This window comes from Antricoccus suffuscus (assembly GCF_003003235.1).
GTDB classification, from domain to species: Bacteria; Actinomycetota; Actinomycetes; order Mycobacteriales; family Antricoccaceae; genus Antricoccus; species Antricoccus suffuscus.
The window spans coordinates 358,066-371,789 of sequence record NZ_PVUE01000002.1; the positions used below are offsets into that span (position 1 = coordinate 358,066).

A 13,724-nucleotide genomic window follows, 5' to 3' on the forward strand; every position below is an offset into this window, starting at 1 on the left:
CGGTTGTCTTGCTTGTGTAAGACGGTTAGTGCCCAGAATTGGTTGTTCTACGCACTGTCTTCACTAGGTTCAACGAATCTGGCGCGCCGTTGTTCCCGAATGTGAGAGAAGAATTCGGCAAGCCTGTGGCCCGGGTCATGTTTGCCGCGTCCCGATTTCAACACAACAACCCCATCGCGTGTTTCGCGCGGCGTACGACGAGGTCGGCCTGTGCACTCGCCTGATTCGCGCCGTCCGCGAGCGTGGCCAGCAGGGACGAGCGATCGGCCACCAACTCGGCGTACCGGTGCCGGATCGGTTCGAGGGTCGCGACGACGGCCTCGGTGCAGGCCCGCTTGAGCACGCCGTACGACGGACACTGCTCGGCGACGGACTCAGGCGTCGTACCGACGAGCGCGGCGGTGATGTCGAGCAGGTTAGAGACACCGGGTTTGGCGGCCGGGTCGTAGTGCACTTCGTTGCCCGAGTCGGTGACGGCCTTGCCGATCTTGCGAGCGATCACGTCGGGCGTGTCCAGCATCCTGATTACCCCCGTGGCGCTGGGCGGCGCCGACTTGCTCATCTTGCGCGCCGGGTCGGCAAGGTCGCCCAACCTGGCCGCCGAGGCCGGTGGGACGAAGCGCGGAATGACGAACGTCTCGCCGTACGCCTGATTGAACCGCGCCGCGACATCGCGCGCCAGCTCGACATGCTGGCTCTGGTCGCTGCCGACCGGTACGACATGTGTGTCGTACAGCAGGATGTCTGCGGCCATGAGACACGGATACGTGAACAGGCTCGCTCGTGTCCGCGGACGACCGCCCTTCTCCTTGAACTGGATCATCCGCGACAGTTCGCCGACGTACGCCGTGGACTCGAGAAGGTAAGAGAGCTCGACGTGCGCGCGCACCTGTGACTGCACGAAGACCGCACAGCGTGATGGATCGAGCCCTGCGGCGAAGTACAGCGCGGCTGTCTCGAGCGTCAGCTCACGTTGCTGTTGCGGGTCATGCGGCATCGTCAGGGCGTGCAGATCGGCGATGAAGTAGTAGCTGTCGCGGCTGCCCGACGTGGAGTCTTGGCCGTCGACAAAGCGGCGTAGCGCGCCCAGGTAGTTGCCGAGGGTGAGTGAGCCGCTTGGCGTGATCCCGGACAACGTGCGAGTGGGCGCCGGAGTCTGAGGGATAGGCCTGGTGCCGGTTCGGGTGGGATGCATGGATCGGTGCTCCTGTAGGAATAGGTGCCCCACCAGACGCCGCATAAATGCAAAAACCGCCCACAGTGGGGCGGTGTCGTGGATGTGACTGGTCCGGGCCGCCCGTTAGGGCCGCCACCAGGTGCGCGTTGCCGAACAAGTCATGCAGTTATTCTAGCCCACATGTCGCAATTCACCGGATTCAATGTCGCCGCGCTCGACTTCTACGAAGACCTCGAGGCGGACAATTCAAAGACCTTCTGGGATGCGCATAAGGCCGTGTACGACGAGCACGTGCGCGCCCCGGTCGTGGCGCTGTTGTCGGGTCTGGAGGAGGAGTTCGGGGCGGCCAAGATCTTTCGGCCGTATCGCGACGTGCGGTTCTCCAAGGACAAGACGCCGTACAAGACGCAGCAGGGCGCATTCGTCGCCAAAGGCGCCTCGACCGGGTGGTATCTGCAGATCGACCCTTCGGGATTTCGTACCGGCGCCGGTTTCTACCGCGCCGAGGCCGACGCGCTGGCCCGTTACCGCCGCGCGGTCGTCGATGAGCGACACGGGAAGGCGCTGCAGAAAATTCTGGCACGGCTCACCAAGGCCGGTTGGACAACAGGCGGAGACACACTGAAGACTGTGCCGCGCGGGTTCGACGCCGACCATCCGCGCATCGAGTTACTGCGCCACAAGTCACTGACGGTCGGCAAGACTTACGGATTCGAACCGATCATCCATACGCCGAAACTCGCCGATGCGGTGCGCGCCGACTGGCGGCAGACCCGGCCACTGGTGGAATGGGTCGCCGAGCACGCGACGGGCGAGCAGGCCTAATTGCCCCTACCGCGCACTCGCGACCGGCTCAAGGAGCCCGACCTCGACGTACCACTCCACCGCCTCGATGATCTCGGCGCGGCTCAGCTTCGAAACGGCGATGTCGGCGACCGCTCGGGGAGTGTGGCACTGCTGCAGGATGGGCAGCACCTCCGACTCCAGGCCGTGATCATCGGTGAGCAGGCGCAGGCCTAGCTCGTCATCCACGCGCACAAACGTGAATTGGCCGTCCGGTTCGACGACGTACGGCGCGGCCTTCAGCACTACCTCTTCGGTGAGCCCGGCGGCAGAGTCGGTAAGCCGGAGCCGATCGAGCCAACGGCCGAGACTCGCGCCAAAAGTGGCGGTGGATTCCTCCGTATGCCGCTGCACGGCAAAGAAGGGATCGCCCGAACGCCTGCGGCGTACGGTCACGATCCCGGTGCCGATCGCGCGCACTCCGGCCTCGGCGAGACGATCGACCCAGGCGCGATGTCGACCACCGCGTTCCTCGGTCCAGAGGTCGACGTACGTCGGCAGGTCCACCATTGCGCGCTCGATGACCACGATGTCGCAGTCGTGGTCGGTGGCATGGGTGAGAAGGGAATTGACTGGGTCGTCCTCGCCTGCGAGATAGGCCCAGTTGGCGAGGAACTGACCGACGCCGCCGTCGGCGAGCACCTGACTGAGTTCTTCGACGAGTCGGAAGGGCTGTCGCGCGCCGTCGAGCGCGTCCCGAAACTGATTGGTGTGGTCGGGGTTGCCCAGCACGAACGGGGGATTGGACACGATGTACGTCGGTTCCGGGTTCAACGGGAGCGCGGCGGTGAAGCTGCCGAGCCGGCATTGCCACTGGAGCTCATTGAGCGCGGCGGTCAGTTCGGCGTACGCCAGCGCGCGTGGGTTGACGTCGGTGACAATCACATCGTCGAAACCGCCGGCAAGCATGACCGCGAGCGCGCCCGATCCGGTGCCCATGTCCACGCCCAGCCCGGCCCCGGGCGACGGAACCATTGCCTTAGCGAGCGTGAGCGCGGCGTTGCCGGGGCCGCCGACGTACGCCGGTTCGAGGTCCTGCCAGCCGAAGTCGGAGGCCACCCAGGCCGTCAGGTTCGGCAGTTCGACTTGCGCGATGCAGGCCGTCGACCGGACGAATTCGGCGTCATCGATCGGCGTCAACAGCCCGCGGCGCCGTGCCAGGTCGGTGACGTCCTCGCCGAGCGCGGCACACACATCGGCGTAACGCACCGGGTCGCCCTGCGTGAACAGCTGCCAACACGTGCGTGCCGTGACCGGTTCGCGCCCGGCCACAGCAAGGGCGGCGCTGAGCTCGGTGCCGAGGCGGCGACGGTCACTGCCGAGATCCGGCATCCCCGGATCCCATTTCGTCAATACGGACGCGGCGTGTTGGGGAGATTGATCCATGCGAGAAGTGTCGCAGCCAATCTACGAAGGCCGCGCAGCGCCGTTGGCCTACAGTGGAAAGGCAGGGACGGAGTGAAATGAAGCGGCGACACCAAGCGACTCTTGTGACCGGGGCTGCCCTCAGTCGAGACGAGGAGCTCAGGTCACGCAAAAAACGTTACGTCATCACGATGGTGATGCGTATCGTGCTGCTGGTCGCCGCGGCGTTGCTTGTCAAGTGGAGCCTTTGGGTGGCCTTGGCAGTCATGGTTGTCGGTGTTTTCTTGCCGTGGGTCGCGGTGGTCATGGCCAACGACGGCCCGCCAAAGAATTCGAAGAAGTTCCGCGCCATGCACCCGACAACGACGAACCGCCAGCTAGAGTCGCCGGGCGGCGCCGAACCGCCACATAAGATGATCGACGGGGACGTTGACGGCGTACCGGACCATAACGAGGAGGATCAGTGAGCACAGAGACCCTGGATCGGATCAAGGAACGCCCGGACCTTCAGGACACCGATTCCTCGAATGACAACGAGGTCTTCCATTACGTGCGCAAGCAGAAGATCGCCGAAAGCGCCGTCATGGGAAACATGGTGGTCGCGCTCTGCGGCGAAGTCTTCCCGGTCACGAAGACAGCCAAGCCAGGCTCGCCGGTGTGCAAGGACTGCAAAGAGATCTACAACAATCTGCCCAAGGGCAAGGACTAGGTCCCGGCGAGAATTCAGGCGAGGGATTAGTTCCATAACGACGTGACTGGTGAAACTACAAGCACGCAGACGCGTAGCTTGCGCAAATGGCAACGCCGCGCCCTGTCGCGGTACCTTCTCAACAAAACCGATGACTTCATGCTCGTCGCCACTCCCGGTGCGGGCAAGACCACGTTCGCGCTGACCGCTGCCGTCGAGCTCATGACAGCCGGCACGATCGACCAGATCATCATCGTGACCCCGACTGACCACTTGAAGGCGCAGTGGGCCGGTGTCGCGGCAAACCATCAGATCCGGATCGACCCGAAGTTTTCCACCACGACCGGACGAGTGGCGGGTGACTACCACGGATTCGCCACGACGTACGCCGGGGTCGCGACCGCTCCAGACGTGTTCAAGATGCGGGTCATGGCCAAGAAGACACTGGTCATTCTCGACGAGGTTCATCACGCGGGGGACGCAAAGTCTTGGGGCGACTCGGTTCGGCGCGCATTTACGCCGGCCGTTAAGCGTCTCGCCCTCACCGGGACACCGTTCCGCTCCGACGACAGCCCGATCCCGTTTGCGACGTACGAACCGGTCGGCGACGGCACCTCGCGGTCCGTCGCGGACTACAACTACGGCTACTCCGAGGCGCTCAGCGACGGCGTCGTACGCCCAGTGATCTTCATGGCCTACTCCGGAGAAGCCCGATGGCGCACGCGAGCGGGCGACGAGGTCACGATGCGGCTGGGCGACGTCGCCCTGGCCGAACAGACTCAACGCGCCTGGCACACCGCGTTGGACGCCGAGGGCGACTGGATCGCCTCGGTGCTGCGGGCGGCGGACAAGCGGCTGATGCAGCTGCGGATCGGCGGCGTACCGGACGCCGGCGGCCTGGTTATCGCCAGCGACCAGTCGGACGCGCGGGCGTACGCCGAACTGCTTGAGCACATCACCGGTCAGAAGCCGACCGTCGTACTGTCCGACGATCGTGGCTCCAGCGCACGGATTGCGAAGTTTAGCTCCTCGACGGACCCATGGATCGTCGCCGTACGGATGGTGAGCGAGGGAGTCGACATCCCGCGCCTCGGCGTACTGGTCTACGCGACCAATGTAGGTACGCCGATGTTCTTCGCTCAGGCTGTGGGCCGCGTGATCCGGGCTCGTCGATCGCGGGAGACCGCGACCGTGTTCCTGCCATCGATCATGAGGCTGCGGGCGCTCGCCAGCGAGATGGAGGCCGAGCGTGACCACGTGCTCGGTGCGCCCAAGCACAACGACGAGTGGGATGAGCTCGGTCAGGTCGAGCAGCAGCCGGGGGAGAAGGACGAGACCGAAGAAGGTGCGTTTGAGAAGCTCGGCGCGTCTGCCGACTTCGACGATGTCATTTTCGATGGAGCGACCTGGGGTTCACAGGCCGACGAAGACGACGAGCAGGAGTTTCTGGGCATACCAGGGCTGCTCGAACCCGAGCAGGTGACCACGCTGCTGCGCCAGCGACAGGAGAAGCAGGTCAGCCGGGCGTCGGCGCCGAAGGCCGAACCGGGGCCGCGCCGCGACCTTGCGCATCACGAGATCGTGACCAACCTGCGCAAAGAACTCAACTCGCTTGTGTCCCTACGGTTTCAGCGCACCGGACAGAAACACGCGATCACGCACGCCGAAGCCCGGCGAGTCTGCGGCGGTCCGCCGACCTCGGTCGCGAACGCGGAGCAGTTGCGTGCGCGCATCGACTACCTGCGCAAGAACCGTAGCTAGCCTGCAGTACCGAGGGTCGGGTGGCTCATCGAGCGGCGAGCTCGACAGCGCAGAAACGGCACGACCCCAGAGGGGCCGTGCCGTTTCCAAATGCCTTGGCGCGAAAAGCGCCGTCTAGCTGATCAGTGTGATGTCCTTGGCCTTGATTGCGTCTTCGTATTCGCGGAGATGATGTCCGCAGAACAGCAGATCGAGCCCATTGGCGAGTACGGCGCGGGTCACTGCGCGTGCACCGCACCGATCACAGCGATCCTCGGCCGTAAGTGCGCTGGCCTGGTCGGTGGCGACCGCCGTGGCGGCTGGAGAGGTCGCGTTCATGGTCAATCTCCTGTCTCTGTCGAGGTCCCGTGCTCGCACGGGACCTCATCGATCGTGCATTCGGTGCGACCGACAACTGCTATGCCGCCGGCACCGTCATACGTATAACGACCTGCCAACCGAGGTATTCCAATTTCTCGGTGTGGCGTGCGCTATTGGTCTGAGCTACTGCGATATTCGAATGTGGCGCCCACTCTATGCTGACAATCGGGCTGACTTGGCGGTAAAACGCCGTGATCCGTTCTGCCGATAGTGAACGGTGAGTTCCGATGTGACGGAGTTAATCAAGTGCGAGTGACGGCTACCCGAGCAGTGCCGGCTCCCTTGATCTTCGTCATCAGTGCGATTGCCCAGTATCTGGGCGCGTCGGTGGCTGTGCTTCTGTTCGGGCATCTCTCGCCCGTCGCGGTCGCGTGGCTGCGAGTTGCCGTCGCGGCTATCTGTCTTATCGCGTGGCGTCGGCCACGGCTGCGCATGATGACCCGGCGCCAGGTCATCATTGCCTTGACGTTCGGCATGGTGACCCTGGGAATGAACATCGTTTCTACGAGGCGATTGCCCGGCTACCGCTCGGTACGGCGGTCGCCATGGAGTTCATTGGGCCAGTTGCGATCGCCGCGCTCGGATCGCGCACCGTGCGCGATCTCGGCGGACTGTTGCTCGCTGTGCTTGGCATCGTGCTGCTTGGCGACGTCCGGTGGGACGGCCATGCGCTCGGAGTCGTATTTGCGATCGGTGCGGGCGTGCTGTGGGCCGGTTATATCGTGCTCGGCAAGATCGTTGCCGACGGAAAGCAGGGGATCGACGGGCTGGCAGTCGGCCTGTGCGGTGCGGCGCTGGTGACCTCGCCGATGGCTTTGACCACGGGTCCGGTATGGCACTCGCCCAACTTGCTACTGTTCGCGATCGCCGTCGGCGTACTGTCCAGTGCCTTGCCGTATGCGCTCGATCAAGTGGTGCTTGTGAGGATGGGACGAGACGGATTCGCGTTGCTGCTCGCGATCTTGCCCGCAACTGCAGCAGCCATCGGGGTCGTCGTACTACGACAGATCCCGACGCCGGTTGAGGTCGTCGGGATCGCCTTGGTGATTGTCGCGGTATGGGTGTCCCAGTCGCGGTGGAGAGCGAACGCTACCCGCGGACGAGGCTCGGGCCGCTAGTCGAGGTAGTCGCGCAAGACCTGGGAGCGGGACGGATGACGCAGCTTGCTCATCGTCTTGGACTCGATCTGCCGGATTCGTTCGCGAGTCACCCCGTAGACCTGACCGATCTCGTCGAGCGTGCGCGGCTGGCCATCGGTGAGGCCAAACCGTAGCCGAACAACGCCGGCTTCGCGCTCGGACAGTGTCTGCAACACCGACTGCAGTTGATCCTGCAGCAACGTGAATGACACTGCGTCGACCGCGACGACGGCCTCGGAGTCTTCAATGAAGTCGCCGAGTTGGCTATCGCCCTCGTCGCCGATGGTCTGGTCCAGGCTGATCGGCTCACGCGCGTACTGCTGGATCTCCAGCACCTTCTCGGGCGTGATGTCCATTTCCTTGGCGAGTTCTTCGGGTGTCGGCTCGCGGCCGAGATCCTGCAGGAGTTCGCGCTGGATGCGGCCGAGCTTGTTGATGACTTCGACCATATGGACTGGGATACGAATCGTGCGTGCTTGATCCGCCATCGCGCGGGTAATCGCCTGACGAATCCACCAGGTGGCGTACGTCGAGAACTTGTACCCTTTGGTGTAGTCGAACTTCTCGACGGCACGGATGAGGCCCAGGTTACCTTCCTGGATCAGGTCGAGAAATGCCATGCCGCGGCCCGTGTAACGCTTGGCCAACGAGACGACGAGGCGAAGGTTGGCTTCGAGGAGATGGTTTTTGGCTCGTTCGCCGTCGCGCACGATCCAGTTGTAGTCGCGACGCTGCTGAGTGGTGAGCTTTTCCTTCTTCTCTTCGATGATGCGCATGCGCTCAACACCGTAAAGGCCCGCCTCGATTCGCTTGGCGAGGTCAACCTCTTCCTCTGCGTTGAGGAGGGCGACCTTGCCGATCTGCTTGAGGTAGGCGCGGACAGAGTCAGCGGAAGCAGTCAGCTCGGCGTCCTTGCGCGCTTGGCGCAGGGCTTCTGACTCTTCCTTCTCGTCTTCGTCTTCGTCGTCGGCCGCATCCGTAGCGGCGCCCTCGGTCTCGTCGGCTTCTTCGCTCTCGCCGACGATCTCGACGTCAGCTGCGACGTCCGCGGACGCGGCGGCCTGCTTAGCCGCCTTCTTCGCGGTGGTCTTCGTAGGTTTGGCCGCCGCAGTGGCCGACTGCTTGGTCGCGGCCGCCTTCTTCGAAGGGACGGCCTTGACAGCTGGAGCCTTCTTAGCCGGAGCCTTCTTCGCGGCTGGAGCCTTCTTCGCAGGGGCGACGGTGGCAGTGGCAGTGGCCTTCTTCGTGGCGGCGGCGCTCACCTGTCCGTCGATCGACTCGGGCTGGGGGTCGGTATCGACATGTGCCGACTGACTAGACGGAATGTGTGACACGACGATGTCGCCGTTGCGTGGCGATGTTCGAGGCACGCGAGTCCTTTCGACGCGAGCGCCTTCATGACGAAGGCCTCGCACAATCGGGGCGATCCCACTAAACAGGCACGCCAATGAAACGGTCCTGAGAGGGTTTGATGTCTCCGGCTAACTACCGGTGCGCTCCATTGTAACGAGGAACTTCGTCACGTGTTGCGCGCATCCGGTGTTCGGCCTCTATCTCGGGTGTGCGATAAGCGTAGCCCGTGGAGCCTGACATGCTGAACATTCCTAATATTGCTGCGATCAGGTCACTCGCCGCGGTTCTCATACGCCGCCAGCGCGGCACCGACGATGCCCGCATTGTTAAGTAACTTGGCGGGCACGACGGGCGTGCGGCACTCCAGATGCGGGATCCATTTCTCGGCCTTCTTGCTCACGCCGCCACCGGCGATGATCAGGTCCGGCCAGAGTCCCTTCTCCAGCGTACGAAGATACTTGCTAACCCGCTTCGCCCAGTGTTTGTAGCTGAGGTCTTCTTCGTCTTTGACCGATGCCGCGGCGTACTTCTCCGCGTCTTTGCCGTCTAGTTCGATGTGGCCGAACTCGGTATTGGGCACAAGATGTCCGTCTGTGAATAGTGCGCTGCCGATTCCGGTGCCGAAAGTCAGTAGCAGGACCGTTCCTCGTTGATCCTTGCCGGCGCCAAAGCGGACCTCGGCGATCCCGGCCGCGTCGGCGTCGTTGATGATCTCCGCGCCGCCTGGTAGCTGCTTGCTCATGATCTTGCGTACGTCGGCGTCGACCCATGACTTGTCGACGTTGGCGGCGGTATGTGCCACGCCGTTTTGGATGACCGCGGGGAAGGTGATGCCTACCTCGCCGGTGTATCCATTGTCGTTGACGATCTTGGCGACGACCTCCGCGACGGCTTCGGCCGTTGACGGCGACGGCGTCGGCATTCGGTTCCGTTCGCTGAGTAGTTCGCCGGTAGTGAGGTCAACGCGTGCACCCTTGATGCCGGTACCGCCGATATCGATCCCGAATCCTTCGGTCGTTGCACTCATCGCACCTGACTCCCAACGTGGCGGGTATTGCATGGTTCGCTTCAGACTAGCGGGGCCCGTGCGGGCAAATGACCCGCGGCGCGATCGAGGTTCGCATTTGTGATCGGATGGTTCACATGACTGCCCGACCTGACCCTGCCGCTATGCGTGATCTCGCCGTCGACCTAGGCGTCCGCGCCGGGCGATTGATCCGCGAGGGGCGCGCGGAGGGCATCCGCGACGTGCAGACCAAGACGAGCGACGTCGATGTGGTCACGGCGATGGACAAGGCGTGCGAGTCCTTCCTCATCGAGGAACTGCGCGTGGCCCGCCCGGGCGATGGCGTGTACGGCGAAGAGCACGGCGAACGTGCCAGCGAGACCGGGGTGCGATGGATCATCGACCCGATCGACGGGACGGTCAACTACCTCTACGGCATCCCCGACTATGCGGTCTCGATCGCGTGCGAGATCGACGGTGCCGTCGTAGCCGGAGCAGTCGTGCGCCCACACTCCCGCGCGGTCTATCACGCGTACGCCGGCGGCGGTGCCTACCGCGACAACGTGCCGCTACACGGGTCCACGCCGGCGTCACTCGCCGCCAGTCTGGTGGCGACCGGATTCGGATACCTAGCCGCGCGTAGAGAGCAGCAAGGCGCCCTCGTGGCCAAGGTGCTGGGCTCGGTCCGCGATATCCGGCGGATTGGATCGGCCGCACTTGACATCTGTTACGCCGCCGAGGGCCGGCTAGATGCGTATTACGAGTGGGGTTTGCACGCGTGGGACTTCGCTGCTGCGACGCTCATCGCCGCAGAGGCCGGTTTGACGGTGCGGTCTCCGGCCCATGAAGCCGGGCTGCTGGTCGTCGGGGCGCCGGCAGTCGCCGACGATCTCGCGCGGCTGCTGCACGCGCACATCGATCCGTCTTGGGGCGTCCCTGACTGAGGTCGCTAGCTGGTCTTCAGCTCCTCGCGGGTGCAGCCCGCCTTGACCTTGCCCTCGGTCTCGATCTCTTTCTTCACCAGAGGGGCGGCCTTCTCAGGGGTGACGAGACCTTTGTATCCCTGACCGGCGATCAACGTGACGGTGTCGTCCTTGACCGTTGGAGCCGTGATCAGCTCGAAGTCGACCGTCTGATGTTGCAGGACCCGTGCGGCGAACTCGCCCTTCGGGCCATAGCGAATCTCGCCCGCGCTAGTAATCGGCGTATCACCGGAATAGTTCGCGATGTCGAGGACGCTGAAACCGCGACCGGTGAGATCGGCCTGGATCGCTGCCGCGAGACCCTGCTGGTTGGCCCCATTGAGCACGTGCACCTTGATCGCGGCCATATTGCTCAACTCGGCGATGACCTGGCTGCTTGCGGTCTTAGTGCACCCGGCGGCCTTGTTGACCTGAGATGCCTCATCTTTCCGGATGACCTTCCACCAGACGGCGAGCGCGAGAATCGCAAGTATCAGCAGGAAGATGAGCGGGGGGACCGGCCGACGTCCGCCCGGACGGCGTACTTGGCGTTGCTGCTCCAGGCTCACCCGTGTTCCTCCCACAGAGCCGGCGACAGACCGAAGGTCCTTGTGCCGGGACAAAATCGCGTGGTTGACATTCTGCCCCGTCGCGCAGATAAATTTGCGGAGGCCCTCCGGCGCGTAAAGACTTCCTTTTCTCGCCGTGGTGATGTACCCTCGCGCGGTCGGTGCTGGTAAAGCGCAACCCAATAACCCGGAAATAGATCGTTTCGGCAGGGAATTATCGGGGGCGCTTGACAGTTGAACTTCCTGCGCCAGGGTGCCTGGCCGGGAGACTTCGGCAACATTTCGACCGTTCGGGGGCTTGGAATCGGGCGCGATGTTCATCCACGACCTAATTCATCGACCTAGTTCAGACTTTCGAGTTTTGACTCACTCGCAGCATTCACCCAGAGCATTAGTACGTGTAAGGAGATAGCAACCAAATGGCTACCGATTACGACGCGCCGCGGCGCAACGAGGTTGACGACCTCGCCGAAGACTCCCTCGAGGAGCTCAAGGCGCGCCGCGCGGAGACCCAGTCGTCAAAGATCGACGTTGACGATGCCGATCTCGAACCCACCGAACTGCCCGGTGCGGACCTGTCCAACGAAGAGCTCACGGTGCAGGTTGTGCCGAAGCAGTCCGACGAGTTCACCTGCTCCAACTGCTTCCTCGTCCATCACCGCAGCAGGCTGGCACGCGAAAGCAAGGGTCAGTTGATCTGCCGCGACTGCGCGGCTTAGCTCTCAGTCCGAGTGCGCTTCGGCCGCGGCGACGATCGCCGCGGCGAGTTCGGTCGGGCGGCGGGAACTGATCAAAAAGTACGGCGGGTCATCCGTCGTACTGACGACCTTGACGCTGGTGTGGATCCACGGGCGTGTGAATGCCCAGGCGCTGGGATCGCCCTCAGGTCCGATGGCGCGACGGGTGTTGGGTACGTCGAGTTCCTCGACTGAGGCGACCTCGCGGACGTCGAAGCTGTTGCCCCCGGCGCGCACGACGTCGTCGCTTACGCTGACCCGGCCGCGGTTAACCAACAGCAGGGCGATAATGCCGAGCGCCAGCGGAACGCCGTAGATTAGCCACGGACTCACTCCCAACAAGGCGGGATGAAGTTGAGCGCTGAACAGAATCGCGAACCCGATCACTACCGCCCATGCGCCTTTCGGCGCGTACAGCCATTCGCGGTAGTTGGCCGGGGGAGAGGGCTGTCGCGCCGACGTAAAGGAGTCGGGCCGATCGGCATCCGGTCGAGGCATATTACGAGAGTAGCCTTCCTGTGTGGAAGCCGTGCAGATTAGAGTCCGTCGTCTCGATCACGATCTACCGATGCCGTCGTACAGCCATCCTGGCGACGCCGGTGCCGACCTACATGCCGCCGAAGATGTCGAGCTGGGGCCGGGGCGGCGCGCTCTGGTCCGTACCGGAATCGCCCTTGAGCTCCCCGAAGGTTACGTCGGGCTTGTGCACCCTCGCTCTGGTCTCGCCCATCGGCACGGACTGAGCATCGTCAACGCCCCCGGCACGATCGACGCCGGATATCGCGGCGAGGTGCTCGTCAACCTGATCAACTTCGATCCGACGGAGCCGGTCACGGTACGCCGCGGGGACCGTGTCGCGCAGCTGCTCGTCCAACAGGTCACCCAGGCAGACTTCGTTGAGTCTTCCGAACTGTCCGAGTCGATCCGCGGGTCTGGCGGGCACGGCTCGTCGGGCCGGTAGGTTAGACCCGACCCAAGCGAAACCACAACTACATTCCACGTCCAGAAACCACGGCCCAGAAATCCGGGCCCGCACGATGCCAATGTCGGCGCAACCCGAAGGAGACCACCCACATGCTTGGCCGCCGCAAGAAAATTGATCGCGCGCTGCGCGAACGCGGCGTACCGCCCGAGGTGACGCACGTCGAGCGCGACGACCGTAAAACGACCGCCGGCCCGTACGACATACTCGATGCCCCGGGCGGCGACGAGCCGACGCTCGACTTCGGCGCGCTCATCGTCCCTGTCGACCCGCGATTCGAGGTCCGTCTCGAAATCGCCACCGACGGATCCGTCGGTGGCGTCTCGCTCATGCGAGACGGCTCAATTCTGCAGCTCGGCGTGTTTGCCGCACCGCGCTCCGGTGGCGCGTGGGATGACATCCGGTCCGATATCTCCTCAGAGATCGAGCGTAACGGGGGACGACGCGAACAGATCGACGGCGAGTTCGGACCGGAGCTGCGCGCCGCTATCGTCAACGACGGCGGCACTCAAGACGCGCGGTTCATCGGCGTAGACGGGCCGCGATGGTTCCTTCGGGCACTGATCGCCGGACCTGCCGCCATTGACGACGATGTGGCCGCTGACTTCCTTGAACTTTTTCGGAGGGTCGTAGTGAATCGCGGCACCGAGCCCAAACCCGTGCGTGAACCGCTCACGTTGCAACTGCCCGCGGCGCTCGCGTCGCAGGTGGAGGAGGCCGCCAGCGAGCGTGACGACGGCACCGTCGAGGCGTAAGCCAACTAACTATCTGACGGAGCAGAT

16 protein-coding genes are annotated in these 13,724 nt (G+C 63.8%); 9 read left to right on the forward strand and 7 right to left on the reverse strand.

Annotated elements, in window-relative coordinates; genetic code table 11:
- Window positions 1–157 precede the first annotated feature (157 nt).
- Window positions 158–1,195: a tryptophan--tRNA ligase gene (gene trpS / locus CLV47_RS04495; protein ID WP_106347784.1), complete on the reverse strand. Its 1,038-nt coding sequence runs from the start codon at window positions 1,193–1,195 to the stop codon at window positions 158–160.
- Between the two features lie 162 nt (window positions 1,196–1,357).
- Here trpS and CLV47_RS04500 point away from each other — a divergent pair, with 162 nt between their 5' ends.
- Window positions 1,358–2,002 (forward strand): DUF2461 domain-containing protein, encoded by a 645-nt coding sequence (locus CLV47_RS04500; protein ID WP_106347785.1) that lies wholly within the window; start codon window positions 1,358–1,360, stop codon window positions 2,000–2,002.
- A gap of 6 nt (window positions 2,003–2,008) precedes the next feature.
- Here the strand turns inward: CLV47_RS04500 and CLV47_RS04505 are convergent, their stop codons facing one another.
- The gene (locus CLV47_RS04505) at window positions 2,009–3,406 is read right to left on the reverse strand and encodes a methyltransferase (protein ID WP_106347786.1); all 1,398 of its coding nucleotides are present in this window, start codon (window positions 3,404–3,406) and stop codon (window positions 2,009–2,011) included.
- Window positions 3,407–3,483: 77 nt separating this feature from the next.
- Here CLV47_RS04505 and CLV47_RS04510 point away from each other — a divergent pair, with 77 nt between their 5' ends.
- The 3 genes from CLV47_RS04510 to CLV47_RS04520 are packed head-to-tail and all read left to right on the forward strand — an operon-like array spanning window position 3,484 to window position 5,834.
- A complete protein-coding gene (locus CLV47_RS04510; RefSeq protein WP_106347787.1) occupies window positions 3,484–3,852 on the forward strand; it encodes a DUF3099 domain-containing protein in 369 nt (122 codons plus the stop codon).
- Window positions 3,849–4,094 carry a DUF3039 domain-containing protein gene (locus CLV47_RS04515; protein WP_106347788.1) on the forward strand — a complete coding sequence of 82 codons (246 nt, stop codon included), beginning with the start codon at window positions 3,849–3,851 and terminating at the stop codon, window positions 4,092–4,094. Before CLV47_RS04510 ends, CLV47_RS04515 begins: the two co-directional genes overlap by 4 nt.
- A gap of 42 nt (window positions 4,095–4,136) precedes the next feature.
- The gene (locus CLV47_RS04520; protein WP_106347789.1) at window positions 4,137–5,834 is read left to right on the forward strand and encodes a DEAD/DEAH box helicase; all 1,698 of its coding nucleotides are present in this window, start codon (window positions 4,137–4,139) and stop codon (window positions 5,832–5,834) included.
- A gap of 114 nt (window positions 5,835–5,948) precedes the next feature.
- Here CLV47_RS04520 and CLV47_RS04525 read toward each other — a convergent pair whose 3' ends face one another.
- Window positions 5,949–6,152, reverse strand: coding sequence for a DUF7455 domain-containing protein (locus CLV47_RS04525; RefSeq protein WP_106347790.1), 204 nt, complete (start codon window positions 6,150–6,152; stop codon window positions 5,949–5,951).
- Between the two features lie 587 nt (window positions 6,153–6,739).
- Here CLV47_RS04525 and CLV47_RS04530 point away from each other — a divergent pair.
- Window positions 6,740–7,312, forward strand: a complete 573-nt coding sequence (locus CLV47_RS04530) for an EamA family transporter (RefSeq protein ID WP_202862377.1) — start codon at window positions 6,740–6,742, stop codon at window positions 7,310–7,312.
- Here CLV47_RS04530 and CLV47_RS04535 read toward each other — a convergent pair.
- Together CLV47_RS04535 and ppgK are read right to left on the reverse strand one after the other, a co-directional pair.
- Window positions 7,309–8,703, reverse strand: coding sequence for an RNA polymerase sigma factor (locus CLV47_RS04535; RefSeq protein ID WP_337589556.1), 1,395 nt, complete (start codon window positions 8,701–8,703; stop codon window positions 7,309–7,311). The two genes, CLV47_RS04530 and CLV47_RS04535, sit on opposite strands and share 4 nt — an antisense overlap.
- Before the next feature lie 254 nt (window positions 8,704–8,957).
- A complete protein-coding gene (ppgK, locus tag CLV47_RS04540) occupies window positions 8,958–9,713 on the reverse strand; it encodes a polyphosphate--glucose phosphotransferase (RefSeq protein WP_106347791.1) in 756 nt (251 codons plus the stop codon).
- A gap of 116 nt (window positions 9,714–9,829) precedes the next feature.
- On the opposite strand from ppgK, the gene CLV47_RS04545 reads away from it, so the two are divergent.
- Window positions 9,830–10,636, forward strand: coding sequence for an inositol monophosphatase family protein (locus tag CLV47_RS04545; protein WP_106347930.1), 807 nt, complete (start codon window positions 9,830–9,832; stop codon window positions 10,634–10,636).
- Window positions 10,637–10,641: 5 nt separating this feature from the next.
- Here CLV47_RS04545 and CLV47_RS21975 read toward each other — a convergent pair whose 3' ends face one another.
- Window positions 10,642–11,223: a LytR C-terminal domain-containing protein gene (locus tag CLV47_RS21975; RefSeq protein ID WP_170110955.1), complete on the reverse strand. Its 582-nt coding sequence runs from the start codon at window positions 11,221–11,223 to the stop codon at window positions 10,642–10,644.
- A 419-nt stretch (window positions 11,224–11,642) separates the two neighbouring features.
- On the opposite strand from CLV47_RS21975, the gene CLV47_RS04555 reads away from it, so the two are divergent.
- Window positions 11,643–11,942, forward strand: a complete 300-nt coding sequence (locus tag CLV47_RS04555; RefSeq protein WP_106347793.1) for a DUF4193 domain-containing protein — start codon at window positions 11,643–11,645, stop codon at window positions 11,940–11,942.
- Window positions 11,943–11,945: 3 nt separating this feature from the next.
- On the opposite strand, the gene CLV47_RS04560 is transcribed toward CLV47_RS04555, so the two are convergent.
- Window positions 11,946–12,458, reverse strand: a complete 513-nt coding sequence (locus tag CLV47_RS04560; protein ID WP_106347794.1) for a DUF3093 family protein — start codon at window positions 12,456–12,458, stop codon at window positions 11,946–11,948.
- Between the two features lie 31 nt (window positions 12,459–12,489).
- Here CLV47_RS04560 and dut point away from each other — a divergent pair, with 31 nt between their 5' ends.
- Both dut and CLV47_RS04570 read left to right on the forward strand, forming a co-directional pair.
- Entirely contained in the window at window positions 12,490–12,921 is a 432-nt protein-coding gene (gene dut, locus CLV47_RS04565) for a dUTP diphosphatase (protein ID WP_272946782.1), read from the forward strand.
- Between the two features lie 113 nt (window positions 12,922–13,034).
- Complete coding sequence (locus CLV47_RS04570) at window positions 13,035–13,697, forward strand: DUF3710 domain-containing protein (protein WP_106347796.1); 663 nt, start codon at window positions 13,035–13,037, stop codon at window positions 13,695–13,697.
- Window positions 13,698–13,724 lie beyond the last annotated feature (27 nt).

Excerpts from the sequence above, each read along its gene's own strand:
- CLV47_RS04555 (WP_106347793.1), top strand. The coding sequence starts at position 11,643 with ATGGCTACCGATTACGACGCGCCGCGGCGCAACGAGGTTGACGACCTC.
- CLV47_RS04545 (WP_106347930.1), top strand. The coding sequence starts at position 9,830 with ATGACTGCCCGACCTGACCCTGCCGCTATGCGTGATCTCGCCGTCGAC.
- CLV47_RS04525 (WP_106347790.1), bottom strand. The coding sequence starts at position 6,152 with ATGAACGCGACCTCTCCAGCCGCCACGGCGGTCGCCACCGACCAGGCC.
- ppgK (WP_106347791.1), bottom strand. The coding sequence starts at position 9,713 with ATGAGTGCAACGACCGAAGGATTCGGGATCGATATCGGCGGTACCGGC.
- CLV47_RS04510 (WP_106347787.1), top strand. The coding sequence starts at position 3,484 with ATGAAGCGGCGACACCAAGCGACTCTTGTGACCGGGGCTGCCCTCAGT.
- CLV47_RS04560 (WP_106347794.1), bottom strand. The coding sequence starts at position 12,458 with ATGCCTCGACCGGATGCCGATCGGCCCGACTCCTTTACGTCGGCGCGA.
- CLV47_RS04500 (WP_106347785.1), top strand. The coding sequence starts at position 1,358 with ATGTCGCAATTCACCGGATTCAATGTCGCCGCGCTCGACTTCTACGAA.
- CLV47_RS04570 (WP_106347796.1), top strand. The coding sequence starts at position 13,035 with ATGCTTGGCCGCCGCAAGAAAATTGATCGCGCGCTGCGCGAACGCGGC.
- trpS (WP_106347784.1), bottom strand. The coding sequence starts at position 1,195 with ATGCATCCCACCCGAACCGGCACCAGGCCTATCCCTCAGACTCCGGCG.
- CLV47_RS04530 (WP_202862377.1), top strand. The coding sequence starts at position 6,740 with ATGGAGTTCATTGGGCCAGTTGCGATCGCCGCGCTCGGATCGCGCACC.
- CLV47_RS04505 (WP_106347786.1), bottom strand. The coding sequence starts at position 3,406 with ATGGATCAATCTCCCCAACACGCCGCGTCCGTATTGACGAAATGGGAT.